The organism is Streptomyces avidinii, assembly GCF_045161815.1.
GTDB classification, from domain to species: Bacteria; Actinomycetota; Actinomycetes; order Streptomycetales; family Streptomycetaceae; genus Streptomyces; species Streptomyces avidinii.
Map to the genome: position 1 here is coordinate 35916 of NZ_CP108863.1, position 20436 is coordinate 56351.

The 20436-nt window shown below is 71.1% G+C and carries 21 protein-coding genes and 3 pseudogenes; 11 read left to right on the plus strand and 13 right to left on the minus strand.

Annotated elements, in window-relative coordinates; genetic code table 11:
• Positions 1 to 166: 166 nt before the first annotated feature.
• Complete coding sequence (locus OG373_RS00195; RefSeq protein WP_405443889.1) at positions 167 to 1072, minus strand: NADP-dependent oxidoreductase; 906 nt, start codon at positions 1070 to 1072, stop codon at positions 167 to 169.
• A gap of 41 nt (positions 1073 to 1113) precedes the next feature.
• Positions 1114 to 2184 carry an alkene reductase gene (locus tag OG373_RS00200; protein WP_405435069.1) on the minus strand — a complete coding sequence of 357 codons (1071 nt, stop codon included), beginning with the start codon at positions 2182 to 2184 and terminating at the stop codon, positions 1114 to 1116.
• Positions 2185 to 2424: 240 nt separating this feature from the next.
• Here OG373_RS00200 and OG373_RS00205 point away from each other — a divergent pair, with 240 nt between their 5' ends.
• Positions 2425 to 2958: a MarR family winged helix-turn-helix transcriptional regulator gene (locus OG373_RS00205; RefSeq protein ID WP_405435070.1), complete on the plus strand. Its 534-nt coding sequence runs from the start codon at positions 2425 to 2427 to the stop codon at positions 2956 to 2958.
• A gap of 316 nt (positions 2959 to 3274) precedes the next feature.
• On the opposite strand, the pseudogene OG373_RS00210 reads toward OG373_RS00205, so the two are convergent.
• Positions 3275 to 3539, minus strand: a pseudogene (locus tag OG373_RS00210) (UvrD-helicase domain-containing protein); the annotation flags it as partial.
• Between the two features lie 250 nt (positions 3540 to 3789).
• Between OG373_RS00210 and OG373_RS00215 the strand changes: the two are divergent.
• On the plus strand, positions 3790 to 4383 hold the full coding sequence (locus OG373_RS00215; protein ID WP_405435071.1) for a DUF6461 domain-containing protein: 594 nt from the start codon (positions 3790 to 3792) through the stop codon (positions 4381 to 4383).
• Between the two features lie 636 nt (positions 4384 to 5019).
• Here the strand turns inward: OG373_RS00215 and OG373_RS00220 are convergent.
• A complete protein-coding gene (locus OG373_RS00220) occupies positions 5020 to 5460 on the minus strand; it encodes a hypothetical protein (protein ID WP_405435072.1) in 441 nt (146 codons plus the stop codon).
• Positions 5461 to 5638: 178 nt separating this feature from the next.
• Here OG373_RS00220 and OG373_RS00225 point away from each other — a divergent pair, with 178 nt between their 5' ends.
• Both OG373_RS00225 and OG373_RS00230 read left to right on the plus strand, forming a co-directional pair.
• Complete coding sequence (locus tag OG373_RS00225; RefSeq protein WP_405435073.1) at positions 5639 to 6817, plus strand: CapA family protein; 1179 nt, start codon at positions 5639 to 5641, stop codon at positions 6815 to 6817.
• 510 nt (positions 6818 to 7327) lie between these two features.
• Positions 7328 to 7846, plus strand: coding sequence for a hypothetical protein (locus OG373_RS00230; protein WP_405435074.1), 519 nt, complete (start codon positions 7328 to 7330; stop codon positions 7844 to 7846).
• A gap of 148 nt (positions 7847 to 7994) precedes the next feature.
• Here OG373_RS00230 and OG373_RS00235 read toward each other — a convergent pair whose 3' ends face one another.
• A complete protein-coding gene (locus OG373_RS00235; protein ID WP_405435075.1) occupies positions 7995 to 8390 on the minus strand; it encodes a hypothetical protein in 396 nt (131 codons plus the stop codon).
• A 134-nt stretch (positions 8391 to 8524) separates the two neighbouring features.
• Between OG373_RS00235 and OG373_RS00240 the strand changes: the two are divergent.
• A pseudogene (locus OG373_RS00240) lies at positions 8525 to 8640 on the plus strand (aldo/keto reductase); the annotation flags it as partial.
• Positions 8641 to 8688: 48 nt separating this feature from the next.
• Here the strand turns inward: OG373_RS00240 and OG373_RS00245 are convergent.
• The 3 genes from OG373_RS00245 to OG373_RS00255 form a co-directional block, all read right to left on the minus strand.
• Entirely contained in the window at positions 8689 to 9105 is a 417-nt protein-coding gene (locus OG373_RS00245) for a hypothetical protein (protein ID WP_405435076.1), read from the minus strand.
• A 577-nt stretch (positions 9106 to 9682) separates the two neighbouring features.
• Positions 9683 to 9973, minus strand: coding sequence for a hypothetical protein (locus tag OG373_RS00250; RefSeq protein WP_405435077.1), 291 nt, complete (start codon positions 9971 to 9973; stop codon positions 9683 to 9685).
• 236 nt (positions 9974 to 10209) lie between these two features.
• The gene (locus tag OG373_RS00255; protein ID WP_405435078.1) at positions 10210 to 10599 is read right to left on the minus strand and encodes a hypothetical protein; all 390 of its coding nucleotides are present in this window, start codon (positions 10597 to 10599) and stop codon (positions 10210 to 10212) included.
• Between the two features lie 429 nt (positions 10600 to 11028).
• Between OG373_RS00255 and OG373_RS00260 the strand changes: the two genes are divergently transcribed.
• From OG373_RS00260 to OG373_RS00270, 3 genes are all read left to right on the plus strand, one after another.
• Entirely contained in the window at positions 11029 to 11307 is a 279-nt protein-coding gene (locus OG373_RS00260; RefSeq protein ID WP_405435079.1) for an RICIN domain-containing protein, read from the plus strand.
• A 172-nt stretch (positions 11308 to 11479) separates the two neighbouring features.
• A complete protein-coding gene (locus OG373_RS00265; RefSeq protein WP_405435080.1) occupies positions 11480 to 11626 on the plus strand; it encodes a hypothetical protein in 147 nt (48 codons plus the stop codon).
• Between the two features lie 202 nt (positions 11627 to 11828).
• On the plus strand, positions 11829 to 12314 hold the full coding sequence (locus tag OG373_RS00270) for a hypothetical protein (protein ID WP_405435081.1): 486 nt from the start codon (positions 11829 to 11831) through the stop codon (positions 12312 to 12314).
• 446 nt (positions 12315 to 12760) lie between these two features.
• On the opposite strand, the gene OG373_RS00275 is transcribed toward OG373_RS00270, so the two are convergent.
• Complete coding sequence (locus OG373_RS00275; RefSeq protein WP_405435082.1) at positions 12761 to 13177, minus strand: hypothetical protein; 417 nt, start codon at positions 13175 to 13177, stop codon at positions 12761 to 12763.
• 626 nt (positions 13178 to 13803) lie between these two features.
• Here OG373_RS00275 and OG373_RS00280 point away from each other — a divergent pair.
• From OG373_RS00280 to OG373_RS00290, 3 genes are all read left to right on the plus strand, one after another.
• Positions 13804 to 14445 (plus strand): hypothetical protein, encoded by a 642-nt coding sequence (locus OG373_RS00280; protein WP_405435083.1) that lies wholly within the window; start codon positions 13804 to 13806, stop codon positions 14443 to 14445.
• A 369-nt stretch (positions 14446 to 14814) separates the two neighbouring features.
• A complete protein-coding gene (locus OG373_RS00285) occupies positions 14815 to 15729 on the plus strand; it encodes an alpha/beta fold hydrolase (RefSeq protein ID WP_405435084.1) in 915 nt (304 codons plus the stop codon).
• 275 nt (positions 15730 to 16004) lie between these two features.
• Positions 16005 to 16580, plus strand: a complete 576-nt coding sequence (locus OG373_RS00290) for a hypothetical protein (RefSeq protein ID WP_405444377.1) — start codon at positions 16005 to 16007, stop codon at positions 16578 to 16580.
• A gap of 492 nt (positions 16581 to 17072) precedes the next feature.
• Here the strand turns inward: OG373_RS00290 and OG373_RS00295 are convergent.
• The 4 genes and pseudogenes from OG373_RS00295 to OG373_RS00310 form a co-directional block, all read right to left on the minus strand.
• A pseudogene (locus tag OG373_RS00295) lies at positions 17073 to 17432 on the minus strand (ATP-binding protein); the annotation flags it as partial.
• A gap of 66 nt (positions 17433 to 17498) precedes the next feature.
• Positions 17499 to 18449, minus strand: coding sequence for an ornithine cyclodeaminase family protein (locus tag OG373_RS00300; RefSeq protein ID WP_405435085.1), 951 nt, complete (start codon positions 18447 to 18449; stop codon positions 17499 to 17501).
• Positions 18446 to 19579, minus strand: coding sequence for an aminotransferase class I/II-fold pyridoxal phosphate-dependent enzyme (locus OG373_RS00305; RefSeq protein ID WP_405435086.1), 1134 nt, complete (start codon positions 19577 to 19579; stop codon positions 18446 to 18448). Before OG373_RS00305 ends, OG373_RS00300 begins: the two co-directional genes overlap by 4 nt.
• Entirely contained in the window at positions 19576 to 20226 is a 651-nt protein-coding gene (locus tag OG373_RS00310) for a transcriptional regulator (protein WP_405435087.1), read from the minus strand. The genes OG373_RS00305 and OG373_RS00310 overlap by 4 nt, the downstream gene beginning before the upstream one ends.
• Between the last annotated feature and the right edge of the window lie 210 nt (positions 20227 to 20436).

Consider the following 20436-nt stretch of genomic DNA (forward strand, 5'->3'; position numbering starts at 1 on the left):
CCGCCGGTCGGCGTGCGCAGTGGTGCTGATGCGGCCTGCGGCGGTGCGTCATTCGGCGAGGCGAAGGGATCGGTGCGGGGATGACGGGGCTGCGGCCCCGGGGCCGCCTCGCCCGCGTAAGCAGCACGAGGCGGCGGCATGGAAGTGGGAGGTGGGAGGTGGGAGGTCAGGGCAGCAGGACGGCCTTGCCCCGGTTGCGGTGGGCTTCCAGGTCGGTGTGTGCGGCAGCGGCCTCCTCGAGCGGATAGGTCCGCCAGACGGGCAGGGTGAGCATGCCGTCGGCGGCCAGTTCGACCAGCTGCGGCAGAGCGTCCTCGGCCTGGTCGGCGCTGCCGGCGCTGAAGCGGACGCCGTGCTGTGCGGCGGACATGTCGGCGATGGTGATGACGTGTGCGCTGTCGCCGGTCAGGGCGACGGAGTCGGCGAGGACACCGGCGCCGGAGGCGTCGAGGACGAAGTCGACTCCCTGGGGCGCCGCGGCCCTCACCCGCTGCACCCAGCCGTCGCCGTAGCGGACGGCGGTGGCTCCGAGGGCGGTGACCCGCTCGATGTCGTGTTCGCCGACCGTTGTGATGACGGTGATGCCGCGGGTGACGGCCAGCTGCGCCGCGATGACGCCCACGCTGCCGCCGGCGCCGTGGACGAGCAGGGTCTGCCCCTTGCGCACGCCCAGCTGGGCGAGGACGCGGAACGCGGTCCGGCCGACGGTCACCAGCGATGCCGCGACCTCCCAGGACAGCGCTGCGGGCTTGGCGACCGGCCGCTCCAGCAGTGCGTACTCTCTGTAGCTGCCGCCCGCGGTGGCGCCGAGGACCTCGTCGCCCACGGCCGCGTCGGCTCCCTCGCCGACCGCGTCGACGACACCGGCCGCGTCCAGTCCGGGGATCACGGGGAAGCGCGCCGGGACGGCGCCGGCCATCAGGCCGGAGCGGATCTTCATGTCGAGCGGGTTCACGGAGGCGGCCCGTACTCGGATCCGGACCTGGCCCGGGCCGGGCTCCGGTGCGGTGACCTCCGACAGCCGCAGCACCTCGGGGGTGCCGTACTCGGAGAAGGTGATCGCTTTGGACATCAGGAACTCCCAGGTGAGGGCCCCGTCGGCGGGGCCGCCGCTCAAGCGGTGAGGGTGGGGTAGTCGGTGTAGCCGCGGTGGTCGCCGCCGTAGAAGGTGGCCTGGTCCGGGGCGTTGAACGGGCCCCGGGCGGCGAGGCGCCGGGGCAGGTCGGGGTTGGCGAGGAACAGTGCCCCGTAGGCCACCATGTCCGCGCTCCCGTCCTCGATCAGCTCGAGCGCGTCGAGGCCGGTGACGTCGGGGTGGGTGAACGGGTTGAGGACGAACGTGCCGGGCCATTCCTTGCGCAGTTGCGAGGTCAGTCCGGAGTCGGGGCCCTCCATCAGGTGCAGATAGGCAAGATCCAGACCTGCGAGCCGGTCCAGCAGTTCCCCGTAGACCTCGCCCGGGTTGTCCTCGACGATGTCGTTGTAGCGGTTTCCGGGCGAGATCCGCAGACCGACCCGCCGAGCGCCGATCGCCTCGGCCACGGCCGTGACGACGTCGACGGCGAAGCGGATCCGGCCTTCGGCGGAGCCGCCCCAGGCGTCGGTGCGGTGGTTGGTGTTGTCCGCGAGGAACTGGTGGATCAGGTAGCCGTTGGCGCCGTGGATCTCCACACCGTCGAATCCGGCCTCGACGGCGTGGTGCGCCGCGGTCGCGAAGTCGGCGACGGTCTGCCGGATCTCCGCCTCGCTCAGCTCCTTCGGCGTGACGAATTCCTGCGGACCCCGGTGGGTGTAGACCCGTCCCCGGGCGGCGACCGCCGAGGGCCCCACCGGTGTCAGTCCGTCGGGCAGCAGGCTGGGGTGACCGATCCGCCCGGTGTGCATCAGCTGCGCGAAGATCACCCCTCCCTCGCGGTGCACGGCGTCGGTCACCGTCCGCCAGGCCCGCACCTGGCCCGGCGTGTGCAGGCCGGGGGTGTCGGGGTAGCCCTGGCCGACGGGTGAGGGCTGGACGCCCTCGGTGACGATCAGCCCGGCGCCGGCCCGCTGCGCGTAGTAGGTCGCCATCAGCTCGGTCGGCTCCGCGCCCGGGCCGTGGGCACGGCTACGTGTCATCGGCGCCATCACGACTCGGTTCGCGAGGCGCGTGCCGCCCAGGACGATCGGATCGAAAGCAGTGGTCATGGTCGCTCCCTCGGGATGGGTGGCGCTCTGCGGGCCGGGCGTTTCGTGGCCCACGCGAGCTGTTTACTGTCCGAACAAGTAAATTACCTGTCTGAACAGTAAACCTGCTTTCCGCCGCCTGGCAAGTGAGGTGCGCAGCCCATCGACCTGTCCATATGCGTCATCTGACGAGCGGAACCACTACTGATGGGCCTGGATGAAGGTAGAGTTCTCCTGTCCAAACAGGAGAGTGGGGAAGAGATGGCCGAGTCCACATCCGAGGCCGAGCGGGGTTCAGGAGCGACGGAACGGGAAGCCACCGTGCCGGTCCCCGGTGCGGCCGCAGGCGGACCGATCAGTCATGCGATCTTCCGGCTGGCCCGGCTGCACCGCATGTTCGCGGGACAGCTCCTGCGCCGCATCGGCCTGCACCCGGGCCAGGAACTGGTCATGATGCACCTCTGGGAACTCGGTCCCCAGCGCCAGATCGACCTGGTACGCCTGATGGACTCCGACGCCGCCACGATGACCCGTACGGTCCGTCGCCTCGAACAGGCAGGCTTCGTCCGCCGCCGCCCCTCGCCCACCGACAAGCGCGCCTCGCTCATCGAACCGACAGCGGCCAGCCACGCCCTGCGCCGGGAGGTGGAGCGGATCTGGACCCAACTCGAGGACATCTCGGCCACCGGCTTCTCGGACGACGAGCGCGCCGATGCCCTCGCCGTCCTGGAACGCCTGGAACAGAACCTCGTACGCGCCGACGCGCGGCCCACGGAGCCGGACACGGGGCACTAGGCCGTCTCTTTCGGGTCTTGCCGGGCCCGCGGCGTCCGGTGCCGCACCCGGCCGCGTTGTCGGGGCGCCCGAGTACGTCCAGTGCACGGGCGCCCCTCCGCCTTGCCGGGCACGGCACCGGACGCCGCGGACTCGGCCGACAAGATCCGAAAGAGACGGCCCGGGCCGCGGGGTGCAGCGCCGCCGAAGGTCCTGGGCACCCGGTGTCTGCGCACGCATCGGCCGGCGCGCGACCTGGACGGCGCCGTCGCCGAGCAACCCGGCGGCGGCGACGGAAAAACCCTGATCAAGCTGACCGTCAACGAGATCCGCCACCTGATTCCGTGCCCTGGAGGCGGATGGGTGCTCCGGCGAGGGCGAGCCATCGGTTGGCTTCGCGGGCGAGGTGCGGGCCGAAGCGGAAGGACTGCGTCAGGGCCAGGGGGATGCCGTCGAAGCGGGTCATGACGTCGGTGGCGCCGCGCCGGCCGTAGATGGCCCGGGCGGAGTCTCCGACCATGATGGGCGTGTCCGCGCTGGGCCGTGAAGACCTGCTCGACGACGGGGTTGGTGTCCTGCGCCTCGTCCAGTAGGAGGAAGGGCCCCAGGAGCTTCGCGTCCGTATTCGCGGGCGCAGCCCACAGGTCGGCGGCCTCCCCCCGCGGCGCAGCAGCAGCGGGTACGGCGGCGGGCGCCGCGGGTGCGGGGAGTGGCGGCTCGAAGCGGGGCCGGGGCGGGCGCGGGACCAGTCCAGCCCAGGAGGCCCTGTCGGCTCCGGTGACCAGGGTGATCACTGCGCTGGGCACGGATGGAGGGTCCGCCTGTGCCCGTGAGAGGGGGCAGGCGACATGGGTGACGGCATTCAGTGGCTGGTGGATCAGGACGAATGGCAGCACCGCGTGGTCTTCGCGCGAGGCATCGACCCGCAGGAGCTGGCCGTGCGGATGGGTGGCGCGCCGGGATCCGCATTTGTCACCGATCACCGACACCGAGGCATGGAACATAGTCCTGGACCTCGCGACGGACGACGATGACGTGGTGCGGGTCGGCGACTGCGGCGGCTGGTCCTTCGCTATTGAATACGGGATGGGCGAGGGGGCCGAGAGGCTGGCCCAGATTTCTCGGAACGGAGTGGAGGCCATACACCTGGCCCCCTCCCCGGACCATCCGCCGGCGATGTTCTCCTACGCCAAGGACGGCGCGGACGTCTGCAGTTTTGGCATCGGCGAAGAAGTCTGGCGATGGGGTGATCAGCCGGACCTTCTGCTGCCACAGCTGATAGGGGCCGGTGTGCTGCACCCGGACGGCGAGTACGCACGACCGGAAAGCGAGTCCTACCGTGACCGCGACCGCCTCGCACTGGCGCTCATAGAGAGCCGATTCGGTCTCGTCCTGCCCCGCGACGCAGTAGTGGGACAGCGCCTGCCCGCCTTCCTCATCCGCTGAGTGACAACCACAGTTCGAGGCCACGATGTGTGGTGGGAGCGGGGGCACGGTGAAGGGCTGGGTCGGGAAGAGCGGGCGCTGGTAGACGATAGGCCGGGCGGTGGCCTGCTCGGCGAGTTCCTGGTGGCTGAAGCTGCGTTCGCCTTGCCCGAACAGGGAGGGGTCCAGGTCGGCAACGAGCTGATCGCCCTCGCAGCGCACGACGGTGCCGCGTTCGCATCCGAGGATCAGGCGGGTCCCGACGTCCCCCATACTCCGGTGCGGGCCGGCGAGCCTGCGGGCCTGCGGGCCTGCGGGCCTGCGGGTCGCCACGTCGGTGCGTACTCGGGTTACCGCCCCCAAGCCCCGGCCGGGCCCCCTGCCGAACCTCCCCCGCAGCCCGGCCCAGGTCCACGTCCGCTTCGTACAGGGGCCGGTCGCCGATCGCGTCCCAGTCCAGGAGGTACTCCGCGGCGACTCCGCGGCGCCGCGCCATCCACACGCGCACACCGCCCGCAACGCCTCCGCGCGCGGGCGGCCGACCCGGCCGTCGTAGCCGACCAGTGCGCGGTCGACGGCACGTCAGAACCTCTCCCCACATCGAAGTACACCGGCCAGCCGCCACCTCGACGCGAGTGTGCGCCTGGAGATCCGCTGTCAGCGGCGGCCAGTGGCCAGGATGACGAGGAACTGGCCACCGCCCGCCTCGATGCCGGCGGTCACCGGCAACCCCGGTACCAGTCGGGAGAAGCGGTCCACCAGCCAATCCGCCGCTTCCTGGGCGTCCTTCCTGGTCGGACAACGGCCCACCACCTCGCGGCCGCCCTTGCGCTCCAGCCTCTCGGCAACGGCGATCAGCGGCGCGGGTTCGACCACATACAGGCGCTCCGGCCAGGCGATGACCACCTTGACCGCGCCCTTGCGCGTGTTGCACCCGCGGTGCGCGAGCCGCTCGGCGACCTTGGCCTTCCGGTCGGCGGTCCGGCTGTCGACACTGGGCCCCCGCGGGTCGTTCACCGACTCGTCGGGGTCGACCGGTTCGTCACACACCCAGCACTGCCAGCCGTCGCGCTCGGCCACATCATCAAGAAGACTCACCAGAGCAAACTACCTGCCCGGCCACCACCCCGCGCACCAGGGCCAGCACAGCGCCGGGCGTCGGCGGGGCGCGCTTCCCGTCCCCATCCCGCCCCGGCCCATCCCGCCCCGGCCCTTCGCGCCGGGGGCTGCCCAGTGCGTCAGCCGCTGGAAGGGGGGCCGGGCCTACTGTGGAGGAGTGGGAGCGAGCGGCAGCCCCGCGGCGGACCGCGAGGTCACCGTCTGCCTCGCCGGCGACGTGATGCTCGGCCGGGGCGTCGACCAGGTGCTGCCGCACCCGGGCGACCCGCTGCTCGCCGAGCCGTGGGTGACGGACGCACGCGCGTACGTCGAGATGGCCGAGGCTGCGAACGGACCGGTACCACGGCCCACCGGCTACGACCGGCCGTGGGGCGACCTGCCGGAGGAACTTCGGGCCACCGGGCCGGACGCCTGGGTGCTGAACCTGGAGACCAGCGTGACCCGGGCGGAGAGCTTCGCCCCCGGGAAGAGCGTCCACTACCGCATGAATCCGGCGAACCTGCCGTGCCTGACCGCCGCCCGGCCCGACGTCTGCGTACTGGCCAACAACCACGTCCTCGACTTCGGCCGCGACGGGCTGGCCGAGACCCTCGACAGCCTCCACGCTGCCGGGCTGCGCACCGCCGGTGCGGGCGGCGATGCCGCCGAGGCGTGGCGGCCGGCACGGGTGGCACTGCAGCCTCCTTCGTCCCGCGGGGGGCCCGCGTCCCGTCACGGGCCGCGCCTCCTCGTGTTCTCGGTCGGACTCCCCTCGAGCGGCATCCCGCTCGACTGGGCGGCCACCCCGGACCGCAGTGGCATCGCCCTCGCCTCCGCACCCTCGCCGGCCGCCGCGGCCGACCTGGTCGCCCGTATACGGGATGCCCGCCGGACCGGCGACCTGGTGGCCGTCTCGATCCACTGGGGTTCCAACTGGGGCTACCGGGTCCCGTCCGAGCACATCCGCTTCGCCCACGACCTCGTCGACGGCGGCGTGGACCTCGTCCACGGCCACTCCTCGCACCACCCCCGCCCCTTGGAGGTCTATCGCGGCCGGTTGATCCTCTACGGCTGCGGAGACCTGATCGACGACTACGAAGGGATCACCGGTCACGAGCAGTACCGCGACGACCTCCGTCTCCTCTACACCGCCCGCCTCGACAAGGACACGGGGGCACTGCGAGGACTGCGCCTGACCCCATTCCAGGCCCGCCGCCTCACGCTGCATCGAGCCCGCCCCGCCGACGCCCACTGGCTGCACGCCGCCCTCACCCAGCACGGCGACCCCTTCTCCGCGACGCTCACCGTCGGCGGCGACGGAGCGCTCACCCTCTCCTGGGGGAGACACGGGGTGTGACCTCAGTGGCCTAAGATCTGCATCCCGCGTCAGGCGCAGCGACGGCCTCTCGGGTGCCACCCACCGGACCAGCACGTCGCGGGTACTACGGGCCGTCCTTCGCGGGCTTCTGCTCCTCGGCCGGCGCCGTGAGTGCCTTCCACGGCAGCAAGCCCCGGTGCTCCCGTTCTTCGCCGAAACCGGCGGCGGGCCGTCGGCTCGCTCATGCCGAGTGCGGTCGCCTGCAGCACCGGGGAAGCGCTCTGCGGTCTCCCGAGATCAGCGGGCGCCCACCGTGATCGCGGGAGAGTCCACCCGCACCGCGATGCCACCTGATGTCACGGTCAGGCCGTACCTGCCGACGCTCGGCCGGCCGAGCTTCTCCAACCGGCGGTATGCGGAGGTGATCTCGTCCCACGGCTGTCAGGACCCGGCCTGTGTGACGGCGAAGTCGGCCGCGGTGCGGTGCCGCCCCTGGGAAGACGCCGCACCGTCTTTATGATCACGCTAGGCACAGACCTGGGGGGAAGAATGCCGAAGGCCGAGAACCGCGCCGTCGTCGATCCGGAGATACCTGAGAAGGACCGGAAAGTACTCCTCAGCGCCGACGACGCCTTGCTGCCGTCGCCGGACGGCCGCCGAGCACCGAGCCCAATGGCCGCCATCGCGCACAGGCGCAACGGCCCGCGGCATGGTCCTGGGCGGGGTGGCGTCTTCGTGGCCCTGGTGTACGCGCGCCTGGCGACCGTCGTGCTGTACGCGGTGGCGTTCGTGCTGTGGGCCTTTCAGGGCGGTGACCGAGGCCGAGCGAACCGGCGCAGGCGAGAATGGAAGGAACGGGGGGCAGTGGAAATGGAATACCTGGTAGTCGTGGGGATCGGTCTCGCCTGGGGGCTCTTCCAGGCCTGGCGCGGCGGCGCATTCGGCGGCAGGCCGGCGCAGCGTCAACAACGTTCCCGCTCGCGGAAGAACGACGACGTCAGCTTCTCCTGTGGCAACGATGCGTCCTGCGGTGGCGGCTCCTCCTGCGGTGGCGGTGGAGGCGACTGATATCCGGCGACTCACCGCACTCGCCCAAGCCGGCGTCAGTCGTCGCTGCGGGTGCCGCTGGCGAGCATGCCCGCCGGCGGGGCGCGGCGGCCGGTGTGGTGGTGGAACGGGAACGGGCGGACCCGGGACGCAGGCGCGGACGGCGGCGTCAGGGGGCGAGGGTCGCCTCGACGAGGCGGCCTGGCGTCAAGCCAAATGTCGACACCCGAGTTGGCGAACCACACCTCACCGTCCGGCATGACGAAGTAGACCGCGCCCTGGGTTTCTGCTCAGACGCCGAGACTCTGCAGGTCTCCGTTACCAGACGGGTGCCCTTGGGCGCGTACCACGAGGTGTACGACGACAGCTTGGCAGCCGCCGCACCCAGCCACTCGGGCTCACCGAGCCGGTCCAGCGCCTTCGCCTCGGTGAGCCGGTCGAGGAGTGCCTTCAGCACAATGACCTGGCCGCCCGTGTAACCGCGCTCGTGCTGCGTGTACCGCACCGACCACGGCTCGTAGGGATGGCGCACGATGCCCTGCAGGGAGCAGCCGTCTCGCCTCACGTCGGCACCGTGCGCAAGGCTCCCCACGAGGCCTCCGAACCGGGTGACATGCCACCTTCGGTAGGCGGCTCGCACCTGCAGCTCCCCTCCGCGGCGCGGCAGGGCCTCCGCGATCCGCCGGCTCGTCCTCCAGGCACCCGGACCCGCACGTCCTGGCCATCCCGGGCACGGGCGACCCGGAGCCTCTGGCGGCGAACGTGGTGGTGGGGCGCTGCGGCTGTCCGGAGACGACCTCGCACTGCCGGACTCGCTGCACGGGCACCGCCTGACGGCCCGCGGGGACGCCGCAGGTAGGGCGTCAGTTCTTGACGGGCTCCATGCAGAGGACGAACTTGTCCGCGTCGAGCTGCTGCGCGAGAGCGACCTCGGCCACGCCCTCGCACTTGTCGATGTCGAAGGTGTTGTCGACGACCTTGACGACCTTGTAAAGGTCGGCCACCTTCTCGGTGCAGCCCTTGTTCTCGACCTTGGGGTCGTTCTCCGGGCCGGTGACGACGACGCAGTCGCCGGCCTTCGCGTGCACCGGGGCCTCGCCCGTCAGGTAGGGAAGGCCCAGACGCCAGAACAGTACGACCGCGATCGCCACGATGACGCCGAGGATCTTCTTGCCCAGGCCGCCCTTCTTCTTCGCGGGCTCGGACGGCGCGACGGGGACGTCGACCGGGCCGGGAGCGGCGGGCTGCTCGGGGGTCTGCGGCGCAGAAGGCGTGGCCATGGAGGGTTCCTTGGGGACGTGGACATGATCGAACGCGCGTACGCTACCGGCTCCCGACCACACAAAAAGGACTCTCCCCTTCCGTTTTCCAATCAGATACGGAGTCGTGATCCCTGCCGACCCGTCAGGCCACGCCACCGGATCCCGGCCCACAGTCGGGACCCCGGGCCCGTGTACGCATCTGAAGGGTGTTGCATACGGCTCAGCACTGGGCATTTCGCCCGCATGGAGGGGTGTCCCGTACAGCGCCGCTCCGGCCGAGCCGGGCGTGGACTCGGCCGGGCGGCTGTTCCAGAATTCTGGAACAGCCGCTCCCGCCCAAAGCCGAACACCCTGTCAGCGCCCGCGCCCCGCTTCCTGGCTGCCGGTGGGCGGGGACGGCAGCTTCGGCCGGGGCTGGCTGTGAGGTTCGGCGAGCGGCCGCAATCCGAATGCAAAGATGGCGAGTTGATGGAGGTTCCACGACCTGGATCTCGTGCTCAGCTCCCCCGCCCAGGGATACGAGAAGCCCCCTCATCAAGGGGGCTTTCTTGCTGAGGACCCTGCCGCCGGACAGGACCGGCGCATCCGGGCAGATTCAGGCGAGGGACTCGTCGTCCCGAGGGACGAGGAGCACTCTCACCCCTCCCACCTCGGCCAACCAGCGCTCTCCCTGCTCAACGGCCGCCCGCCCCTCACCGAGCATCCGCGTGCGAATGTCGCGCGCCGACGCACGCAGCGCCGTCGCCGGCCTGCCCGTCATGGCCGGGTCCCGGTCCAGAATCCGCTGCACCGACCTGTCGAGAGCGGCCACAGCTCCCTCAACATCGTCCATTTCTCCACCCGCCGAGGCGACCGACATCACTGCCCAGGCCATCCACAGAGCCATGCTTGAAGAGTAGGACGGGCAGGTGAGCCGCGGCTGGACGCGAAAGCGTGTCGGACCCGCACGCCGAGCAGCAGGAAGCCCCCGATCCGCCGGACCGGGGCCCTCCCCCGCACGACTGTTCAGCGGCCGCGATGAAGTACCGAACAGCCGAGCCCGTACCGCGCGCTTCCACCACGCCAAGATCCAGTAACCGCTTCACAGCCCACCGGATCGTGCCCATCGAGACGCCGAACCGGCTACCCGTCCTGGTCGGCCAGGAGCAGGACCAGGGCCTTGGAGCGGGTGATCCCGAGCGCGGTGGCCACCGCTTCGGCCGACATACCGTCGTCGCACAGCACGCCCGCTGTCTCCCGGCCCACCCTGGCCGCGATCCGCTCCAGCACACCCGCGGCGTGCAGCGCGGCCAACGGCGCGTCCGCAGCCGTGGTGTTCAGCTGCCCGGCCATCTCGACCAGGAGCTCGGCCAGCCGTTCGGGCAGCAGTACCGCGTTGTCGCGGACGACGGACAGGTGCGCGGTCCAGTCCGCGAGCGGTCCCCCGAGGTCCACGTCCGCCTCGTACAGCGGCCGATCGCCGATCGTGTCCCAGTCCAGCGGGTACTCCGCGGCGCCGCGCCATCCGCACACCGCCCGGCGGCCTCCGCGCGGGGCCGGCGGGCCCGGCCGTCGTAGGCCGACCAGTGCGAGGTCGTCGGCACGTCCGAACCACTCCCCACATCGAAATACACCGGACCCGGCTCGCTACCGCCGACCAGCACACCACCCTCTCCGACACGTCCCTGCCGACAGCCCGGCCGGATCGTGCCTGCGGCCTTGCCCCGTCCCCCCTCGCACCCACACCCGGAAGGGCCCAACTACAAGCGCGGTTGGGTACCGGGCCCCGCGATCGGACTCGGCTGTCCTGGCGTATTCGCCGCTGTCGGCTTGTGTCGGGGCCGTGGAAGGGTTCGCTCATGGATTCCGTTTGACCTTCGGGCCGTTTCGCTCTGTGTGTGATGGACCGTTCGACCGTGACCGGGATGGTGGCCGGCGGGGTCGCGGAGGGATGCCGGTCGGGTGGCCCCGGACCGGGATGGTGATGAGCAGCGCTGGTATCCGGACCGCTACGACTCCCGGCAGACGCGTATCCGGCATGCCACGACGGGGCTGCGTCTGACGGCGGACGACCTGTCCACCGGTACCGGGTTGCGTCTTCGGCCGGCGAGGGGTGAGGACGAGGAGCGGTGTGGTCTGCAGTGGTGGACCCCGCGGGAGGGCGCGTACGAGGACTACCCCGACTACGTGCGCCGCTGCCAGGTCCTGCACACCTGGGTTCGGGGTCGGCGATCGCTCTGATGGGCCGTGACCTGATTCTGGCGGCCGACTCCAAAGGTGCAGCCGTCGGTGCCTGGGCGCCGCTGGTGAACGACCCCGAGCTGGACGAGGCGTCCTGGACGGCGCCGGCGATCGGCCGGGAACTGCCCGGGGGTGCCTGCCAGGCGAAGGCTGCGCGGGACACTCCGGTGCTGTGGCAGGTCACCCAGGGTTCGGGGGCTGGCGGATGGACGCCGCCTCGACCACGAGCGGCGAGGTGCTGGAGGAGCACGTCTTCCCGGCCGGTATCGGCTTCACCACGGTGGACCAGAACAAGCCGGTCCGCGGCGGGCTACGGTGAGAACGAAGAGCGGATGTCGGTAATTCCTGGAATCGGCTCTCGCTCGAGAGGCCCGGAAATCTCGATGAGAAATAGCGGCGCCTGGGAGCGTTGGGAGCAGTCGGCCAGGTGGGTCAGAGCCAGACTCCCTCCCCCAGGCGGGGGAGGGAGTCGGTACGAGCGGAGGAGGTGGCCCGGCCGCTGCTCACCGCAGGATGAACCCATGCCCCGATCCCGCAAGAAGCACCTGGCCGCAGCCCTCACCGCCTGCTTCGGCGCCCTCGCCTACACCGTCAGCAAGGTGGACCTGGCGCGGGAGGGCGAGCTGGGCATGCCGGGCTTCCCCGCGCCGGCTGAGGCCTACGCCGCCGTCGCCGACGTCGAGACCGCCCAACTGGCCAACGCGGCTCTCGGCCTGCTGATGGCCGTCGTTGCGCTGCTCCTCGTCCGCCTGCCGCGGACCCCGCTCGTCCGCTGGCCGGCGCTCGTCGTCTCCTGGGCGGGCATCACGATGGTGGGAGCGGGCGTGCTCGGCTTCGGCGCCCGCGCGGCGGGCCTGGCACCGGGCCTGGGCGCCGCCCCTCCCCACATGCCCACCGCGCTCGCGGCATTGCTCGTCGGCGCCGTGTGGGTGGCGGCCTGGACCATCGCCACCCTCTCCGCCACGCACAGCAGCCGCAGGCGGTGCGCCGCCGGCGCCAATCTGTGAGGTTCAGAGTCACCAGTCGGCGCAACGGGTCGGCCGCGAACCATCACCGGCTCGACGACGGGCAACAGCGCCGGCCGGGCGAACTTGGATCGGCACCGGAAGAGGCCGCGCGGGCCCCGCAAGGCTGCCCCGAAGGCCGGTGTCGGCGTACGACTCGACATCAGGGGGTACGCCGACATGCGTCGGCTCCTTCGCTGCAGACCGGCGAGCCGCGGCCTCAGCCGCTTGATGTCGCGGGCAATCCGCTCGGCCAGAACCATGGGGTCGTACGCGGTCCACCGGTGGTCGGTGCCGAACCGCCGGCGTCCAGGGTCGTCGGCGCGGCCGTGCCTTGGAAGGAGCCAGACCGCACGCGGGCGGTGAACACCGTAGGACCGGGCAGGCGGGCCAGGAGCATCAGTGGCCGGACCAGGGCAGTCCCGGCCGCACCGTCGTAGGCACGACGCTCAGGTAGCGTCGCGCTTCCCGGCCGATGGCGAGGATGGTTGCTCGTCGCGGCTCTCCGGGGTGAAGGCGTCGCGGCGGGCGAGGGTCACCGACAGAGGCAGGCCCAGCCGCTCGGCCGCGCGTCGCCGGACACGCACCTGCGCTTGGGTCCGGGGCCGGAACGAGGGGAGCCGCGAGCAGCCGCAGCCCGGGCGGTGATCGTAGGTCAGTCCCTCTGCGAGCACGGCCGCAACGACGGACCATGCCTTCGTGTCACGTCGTCGGGGCGCGGCGAAGTCGTAGCCGGCGAAGGCGAGCTGCTCACGACAACTGGTACAGATACGCTTCCGGATCGGCCACGTGCTGCCTTTGAAGGCGAGCCGGCACGCGACGCACACGTAGCGCCGGAAGGCGCCGTTGAACGCGTGGTAGCACATGGCTCGACAGAGTACGCGTCGTCCGCAGGCGGTCCCAAGCGGATTCGTGGTGGCCGATCTGGCCGGTCAGCCGCCCTGCCGGCCGCTGTAGCGCACGAGGGGTGTGGGTGAGCGAACCAGGCCGTCTCTTTCGGATCCTGCCGGGCCCGCGACGCCCGGCACCGCACCTCGCCGCGTTGTCGGGCCCGCCCCGGTACGTCCAGTACCAGGACGACCCTCCGCCTTGCGATCCTTCCCCTCGGCCCTGCGGGCCTGGGAAGACCCCATGCCGCCGGACACCGCGGGCTCGGCCGACAAGATCCGAAAGAGACGGCCCAGCGGGACCGTGGATCTGGGCGCCTGCCAAACCCGTGAACAACGCGCTTCGCAAACCGTGAGCAGAGCCAAACACCGTGAGCACAGACCGTCCCCACACGCGTGGGGTCGACTTCACGGGCGTCTCGGACGCGATCGTCGGCTACGAAGCGTCCCCGAAGGTGCGACCCTGGCCGACGCCACATCGTCCGTCCGGTGGCGGTGACTTCGTCCTGGCGGCCGCCGTCCGAGCAGGGCCGCGCATCGTGTCCGGGCCGCCTGGCGCCTCACACGCTCTTCCCCAACCAGTGACGCCGTCCTAACGTCGTGTCATGAACAGCGTGCGGATCGACCGTTCGAACCCCGACGTGGTCGACGTGGTGCTTCGCGAGGAGGTCGGGCCGCTCGTGTTCGCCGCCAGGCGTTGGCCCGGGGAGGTAATCGGGTCGCTCGCGGCCGGCGCCCTCTACGGCACCCCGGTCTATGCGGTCATGGCGGTGATCCTCGGTCAGGGGCCCGGCCGGATCTGGGCTGTGGTCGGGATCGCCGCCGCGGTGGGACTCGTCGTCAACACGTTCGTGATCTTGTACGGGGCCTTCCGGCATGTGACCCGGTTGCGGTTCTCGCCCGCGGCCGCCCCGGACACCATGACCCTCGTTCGGGGCTCCCGCACGGACCGGCCGAGGCCGCTCACCGACGTACAGCAGATCTGGATCGACCACTCCATCATCGAGTCGCACGAGAGGGACCGGAAGCCGGTGTCCGCCAAGATCACCCTGTACGTGCTCCTGAAGAACGGCCGCCTGATCCGGCCCATGCCACTCCTCCCGTGGACAACCGACACCACGCCCCTCTACCGGCAACTGCAACAGACACTCGCCCCCGCCGCCGTCCAGGTGGACCTGGTCGTCCAACGCCGCGTGCAGTCCCGGATCGTCGTAGGCCACGGCGGCTCGACCGGCGGCGGAAGCTGACCGGATCCTGCAGCTCCGCTGCCACTCCTGGGTGCGCGTGCGGCGGTCGGCATTCACCAGGGCCGGGCCCGCCGGCGGGCCGCCGCGCCCGCCGCCATCGCCCCCGACTGGAACCCGGGAACACTCAGGTGGACGGTCGACCGGCAGCGGCACTACGTCCACCTCGCCCAACTCCTCGGCGAAGGCACCCGCCTGACCGCGATCGTCGCCGGTATCACCCGGCACGGCAAGGACGTCGACGGTGGCTCGCCACCCAACGGCGGGACCGGAACCGGCTGGGCGACGAACAGCGGCGCCGGCTCGGGGAGCTCGGCGCACACCACCCGGGCCTTCTCTCTCTCCCCCCCCCACTCACACCGATGTTGTGCTGTGGATGAAAAGCCTTGGCCGTCGATCAGTGCCGCGGCTGGCTTTGCCGCCATGCGCGAGTTGATCGCCGACGACGGTCGGACGTTGGCGGTGGAGGAATGGGGCGACCCCACCGGGATACCGGTCGTCTACCTACACGGCACCCCGATGAGCCGACTCTCCCGCTACCCGGACGATTCCCTGTTCCACGGGCTCGGCGTCCGGCTGATCACATATGACCGGCCCGGGTTCGGGGGCTCCACACCTAAGCCGGGGCGTCGGGTCATCGATGCCGCCGCTGATGTCGCCGCCGTCACCGCCGCACTCGGCGTGCACCGCTTCGCGGTGTTCGGGGTGTCCGGGGGCGGTCCGCATGCCATGGCTTTCGCTGCCCGGTATCCCGGACGGGTGACACGGCTGGGGGCGCTGGCGAGCCCGGCGCCGCGTGACGCGGCCGGGCTGGACCGGACCGCCGGCATGAGCGAAGGAAACCGCCGCAGCGCCGCCGTGGCGTTGACCGGGAGGCAAGACGTCACGGAACACCTGGCGAGTCTCGGAACGGCCGATTTCCCGACGCTGCCGGAGATCGAACAGGCGGTCCTTTCCCGACCGGAGATCAGCGCGATGATGGGCCCGGCGTTCGCCGAGGCGGTCCGGCCGGGGCTGGACGGCTGGGTGGACGACGTCACCGCCATTTTCGGCACGGAATGGGGGTTCAACCCGGCAGACATCACAGTTCCGACGCGTATCTGGCACGGTGGCCTCGACACCCTGGTGCCCCCTGCGCACGGCGAGTGGCTCGCCGCACGCATGCCGACCGCGATTCTGATCAGACAAGCCGACGCCGGGCACGGCGGCCACTTCGACGCCACCCCCGCGATGCTCGCGTGGCTGATCAGCGACATCGACGACGAGGCCCGCGCCCCCGGAAGCTGACCTCGAGATCACGAGTGCGGCGGTCGTGGTGACCCTGCATGGCCCGAGGCAGCCGCCCCCACATGCCGGCCGCCGCCGGCAAGTTCTGCCGGAGGTCCGGCAGGGGGCTCCCACGTGTTCGCACATCGCGCGGGTCACCGAGGCGGCTCGGTGGGGCGAAGCGATCCGCAAGTCTCCGAGAACACGAAGCAGCGGGCCCCGCCTTTAAGGACTGCCGGGCGCCCGGCAGTATGTGTGAGACTCCCTCCGAATGATCACTCGGGGGGAGTTTCGCGTTGAACGCGCTGTTGAAGAGGGTGTGGATCGGGCTGGCCACGACCTTGATCGTGAGCCTGGCCGCCGTGGTCCTGCCGGACCACATCCAGGTAGACGACGACGGGCGCATCCACCTGGGCGCGCCCGCGCCGTCCCCGTCCACGGCGGCGCCCACACCGGAGTCCACGTCACCGCCCCTGCCACGGGACGCCGTGGACGAGGTGATCCGGACCGCGGTCGGCGCAGCAGGCCTCGACCCGGCGCAGGGCCGCCCGACCGTCGCGGCCGGCGCCAACTCGAACAGGACGGGCTGGATGGCCGTCCGCGAGAAGACCGCCGCACAGTCGGAGATGAACGCGATCTGCGCCGACCTGGAGCGCCAGGGCTGGACGCTGAACCCGAACGGCGACCGCCCCGACGCCTCCCGCAGCTACAAGCGCGGGGGCTGGTACCTGCTGGTGAGCACGCGCGGGAAGACCCAGGCGCCGTCCACCACCTCCGCCTTGACCGACTCGCAGACCTACCTGACCCTGACCGGGATCCAGCTGAACCTCTCCGACATACCTCTCCCCGAGATCACCGTTCGCATCGGCTGACCCCTCAATACGGCCGAGGGCAAGACTTGCTGCCCGAGCCGGACGATGTCCAGGACGGACAGGTGCCGGGTGCGGCGATCGGCCACGTAGAGAACCATCTCCCTGGCCGGGTCGGGAATCTCGGCGAGCGTCTTCGCGGCCTGCGGGGACAGACGCACCGCCCACGGCTGACCGGTCACCCGTGGCGGCCGAGGAGGTCGTCCAGGTCCACGAAGCCGGACTCGTCGTGGCCGGGGTCCATGAAGGCGTCGACGGCCGGGGCCGCGGCTTCGCGCAACTCCGGTCCCGTTCGAACGCCGGCACCCACGTGTCCGCACGCACGGCGGTCGGCGCGCAGCAGGGGACGGAGTTCGGCCGGGGCGCCAGGGCGGGCGCGTACGGCGGGACGGTTACGTGGTCGGCGGGTCGAGCGTTCACGGGCTCATCCGACTCACCTCTGACTTCCCGTGCGCCCGGACCGGCTGCGAGCAGGGGGCGGACGATGATGCTCACGCCGCGACCGTGCTCTTCCGGTGCGCAGCTGGTGGTCCAGGTTCCCTCGTGGTCGGCGTGGCCGCCGTCGCCGACTTCGATGCGCAGGGCGCCGTCGTTTCCGGGGCGCTGGAGGTGGAGGGCGACGGGGGGCAGGGCGTGTTCGAGGGCGTTGGTGACGAGTTCGGAGACGACGAGCAGTGCTTGGTCGACGGTCTCGTCGTCTACGTCCCATCCATCGAGAACGGTGCTGGTGATGCGGCGCGCCGTACCGGCGGACACGGGATGGTGCGGGAGCTTCCAGACGGTGGCGGGCTGTGGTGCGAGGCGCGTCGGGGCGGCTGGGGAGGGGGCCGTTTCGATGTCGGTGCCGGCGTCCATGGCAGGGTCCTGGCAGTGGGGGGTGTGAGCGGTGTCGGCGGTGCTCCGCCCGTCCGGCTGCGGTGGTTACCGCAGGAGCCGGTGGAGGACGGCCGAGGCGAGTGCCGCGTCGAGGGCGCCCACACCGGTGAGGTCGGCGACCGTGATGGCCGTTTCGGGGCGGTCGGGGGGCGTTTTGAGGATCAGGCCGGCGGCGATGTCGCTGTCCTGCGCGGTGGCGCCCGCGCGGACGGCGTGGCCGAAGTCGCCGTGGTGGAGGCACTGCGAACGGTCGTCGGTCGCGATGAGCTGTGCGCGGTGGAAGAGCGCCGGTGGCAGTTCGTTCTTGTGGGGCATGTCCGTGCCGATGCCGGTCACGTGGGTGCCCTCGGGCACGTCGGCGGCGTTCAGGACGGGTGCTGTCGCCGGTGTGGTGGTGATGATCATGTCGGCGCCGGCGGTCTGCTGTGCGGAAGCGGGCCGGGCCGGCAGTCCGTTCTTGTGGAGTTCCTCGCACAGGGCGGAGGCGTTGTGCAGGTTGCGGCCGTGGACGAGTATCCGGCCGATGGGGCGGAGTTTGGCCAGCCAGACGGCCTGGAGGAGGGCTTGTTCCCCGGTGCCGAAGAGGCCCAGGGTGAGGGCCGTGGGCCGGGCCATGGCATGGGTGACCAGCGCTCCCGCGGCGGCGGTGCGCCAGGCGGTGAGCAGGCCGCGGTCGTTGAGGACGGCGCGTATCTGCCCGGTCTCGGCGCTGATGACGCAGACCAGGCCGTGGTGGTGGGACGGCATGCCGAGGCCGGGGCGGCCGTAGAAGCCGGTCGCTATCTTGACGGTGAAGTCGGTGGCGTCGGTGATCCAGCCGGCTTTCACGTGGCAGTCGCCGTTGGCCTGGGGGAAGTCCATGTGCAGGGGCGGCGGGACGCTGGTGCGGCCTTCGGCGTGGGCGATGAGAGCGTCGCGGACGGTGTCCAGGACCATCCGGGAGGTGGCGGCGGTCTCGATGGCGCCCGTGTCGAAGACGGGCAGGGTCGTCGTCATCGGCCTGTCCGCATCCAGTGCGCGAAGGCTGCCAGGCCTTCTTCGGGGCGGTGGCGGCCGATGCCGATGCGGAACCGGTCGGGCGGGGTGGGGGTGAGTTCGGAGTGGTAGATGCTGGCGGGCAGCAGCAGGACGCCGGCTTCCTCCACCAGACGGGTGCAGAATTCCTCCACTCCGTCGGGGCCGAGGTAGCGGGGGTAGGCGACGCATCCGCCGTCGGGGGCCTGCCAGTCGAAGTCGTCCGCGAACTCGGAGAAGAACGACTCGAACGCCGGCAGGTTGGCTGCGATGAGCGCACGGTTGCGGCGGAGGATCGGCTCGCGGGCCTTGAGCGCGATGCGGGCCAGGACCTCGCTGGGGGCGGAGTTGCAGATGGTGGTGTAGTGCTTGGCGCGCTCCAGTCGCGAGAGCAGTTCGCGGTCGCGGCAGGTGATCCAGCCGATGCGCAGCCCGGGCAGTCCCAGGGATTTGGACGTCACGTTCAGGGACAGGGCGCGCTCGGACAGGTCGGCGGCCTGCGGCAGGATGCGGGCGGCGTCGGCCTCCAGGCCGCGGTAGACCTCGTCGCTGAAGAGGTGGATGCCGCGCTCGTCGCACAGGCGGGCGAGCGCGGTGAAGTCGGCCGCGTCGATGACTTTGCCGGTGGGGTTGTTGGGGAAGTTCACCGATACGACGCGGGTGTTCGGCCGGATCGCCGCCGCGACCTCGTCGAGGTCCAGGGCCCAGTTGCGGTCCGGGTCGAGGGCCACACCGGTGACCTCGCACAGGGCCATCGGCACGGTCTCGGCGGCCTGGTAGTTCGGGGTCACCACCACGGCGTGGTCCCCGGCGTCGAGCAGGACGTTCATGGCCAGGTAGAGGGCCTCCTCGGCTCCCGCGAAGCAGATCACGTCGTCCGCGCCGACGTTCTCGTACGTCTGGGCGATCACCTCGCGCAGGGCCGGGTCGCCGAAGGTCTCGGTGTATCCCAGGGGCAGGTTCTCGAAGGCCTCACGGTCCTTGTCGTCGGCCAGGGAGAGGAGCTCGCCCAGCGTCATGGTCTGGACGTCGGAGGCGGTCAGGTGGTGGCGGGCGGTGAACTCCCAGCGGGAGAAGTACGTTTCCAGGCGGAAGTCGGGCAGCCGGGTCATGTTCGGTCCTTCGCGTTCGGTGATCTGAGTTCGGCGAGCAGGCCGTAGACGGTGGAACGGGACACCCGCAGGGCGCCGGCGACGACGGGAGCGGCGCGGCGGACCGCGAACACCCGGGCCTCCTCCAGCCGGCCGAGAACGGCCAGGCGGTCCTGGCGGGTCATGCGTTCGACGGGGCGCCCCGTCTCGCGGACGTAGCTGCCGATGATGTGCTGGATGCGCTCGGACCAGTCCTGCTCGAACAACGGCTCCGGGCGCTGCACGGTGGGGGCGCCGAAGGCGGACAGGACCGCGGCGGCCTGTTCCAGCGGCGTGCGGTCGAGATTGATGCACAGCACCGCCGACGGCCGGTCCTGCGGATCCCGCAGGACGGCGCTGACCGATGTCAGCCGGCGGCCGTCGACGAGCAGCTTCTCGTACGGCCCGAACACATCCTGTGCCGAGGGTTCGAGATCGTCGAGCTCCCCCAGCAGCGAGGGGTCTCCCACGCCGCGGGAGGTCATCGGATTCCAGATCCCGAGGACCCGGTCGGTGTCCGGATCATGCAGGACGACCTCGGCGTACGGGCCGAGCAGCAGCGCAACAGCCTGGGCCACCGGCGCCCACAGCCGTACGCGAGCATCTTGCGGGTCTTCAACATTCCCCATGGCTGGACTGTAAGTCCAGACTGGACAGAAAGTCCAGAACCGACCCTCTCCTGTGCCTGCCGCCGGGCCGGCCGGATCGCCCCGCTCCGCCGTGCCTTCCGGGCGGATCCGGGCCGGGCGGGGAATGCGGGGAATGGGCGGGGAATGGGCGCGCAGCGGGGCAGGGTTCTTGGGTGAAGGGATCCCTCCAGAAGGATTCGCCTGTCGAAG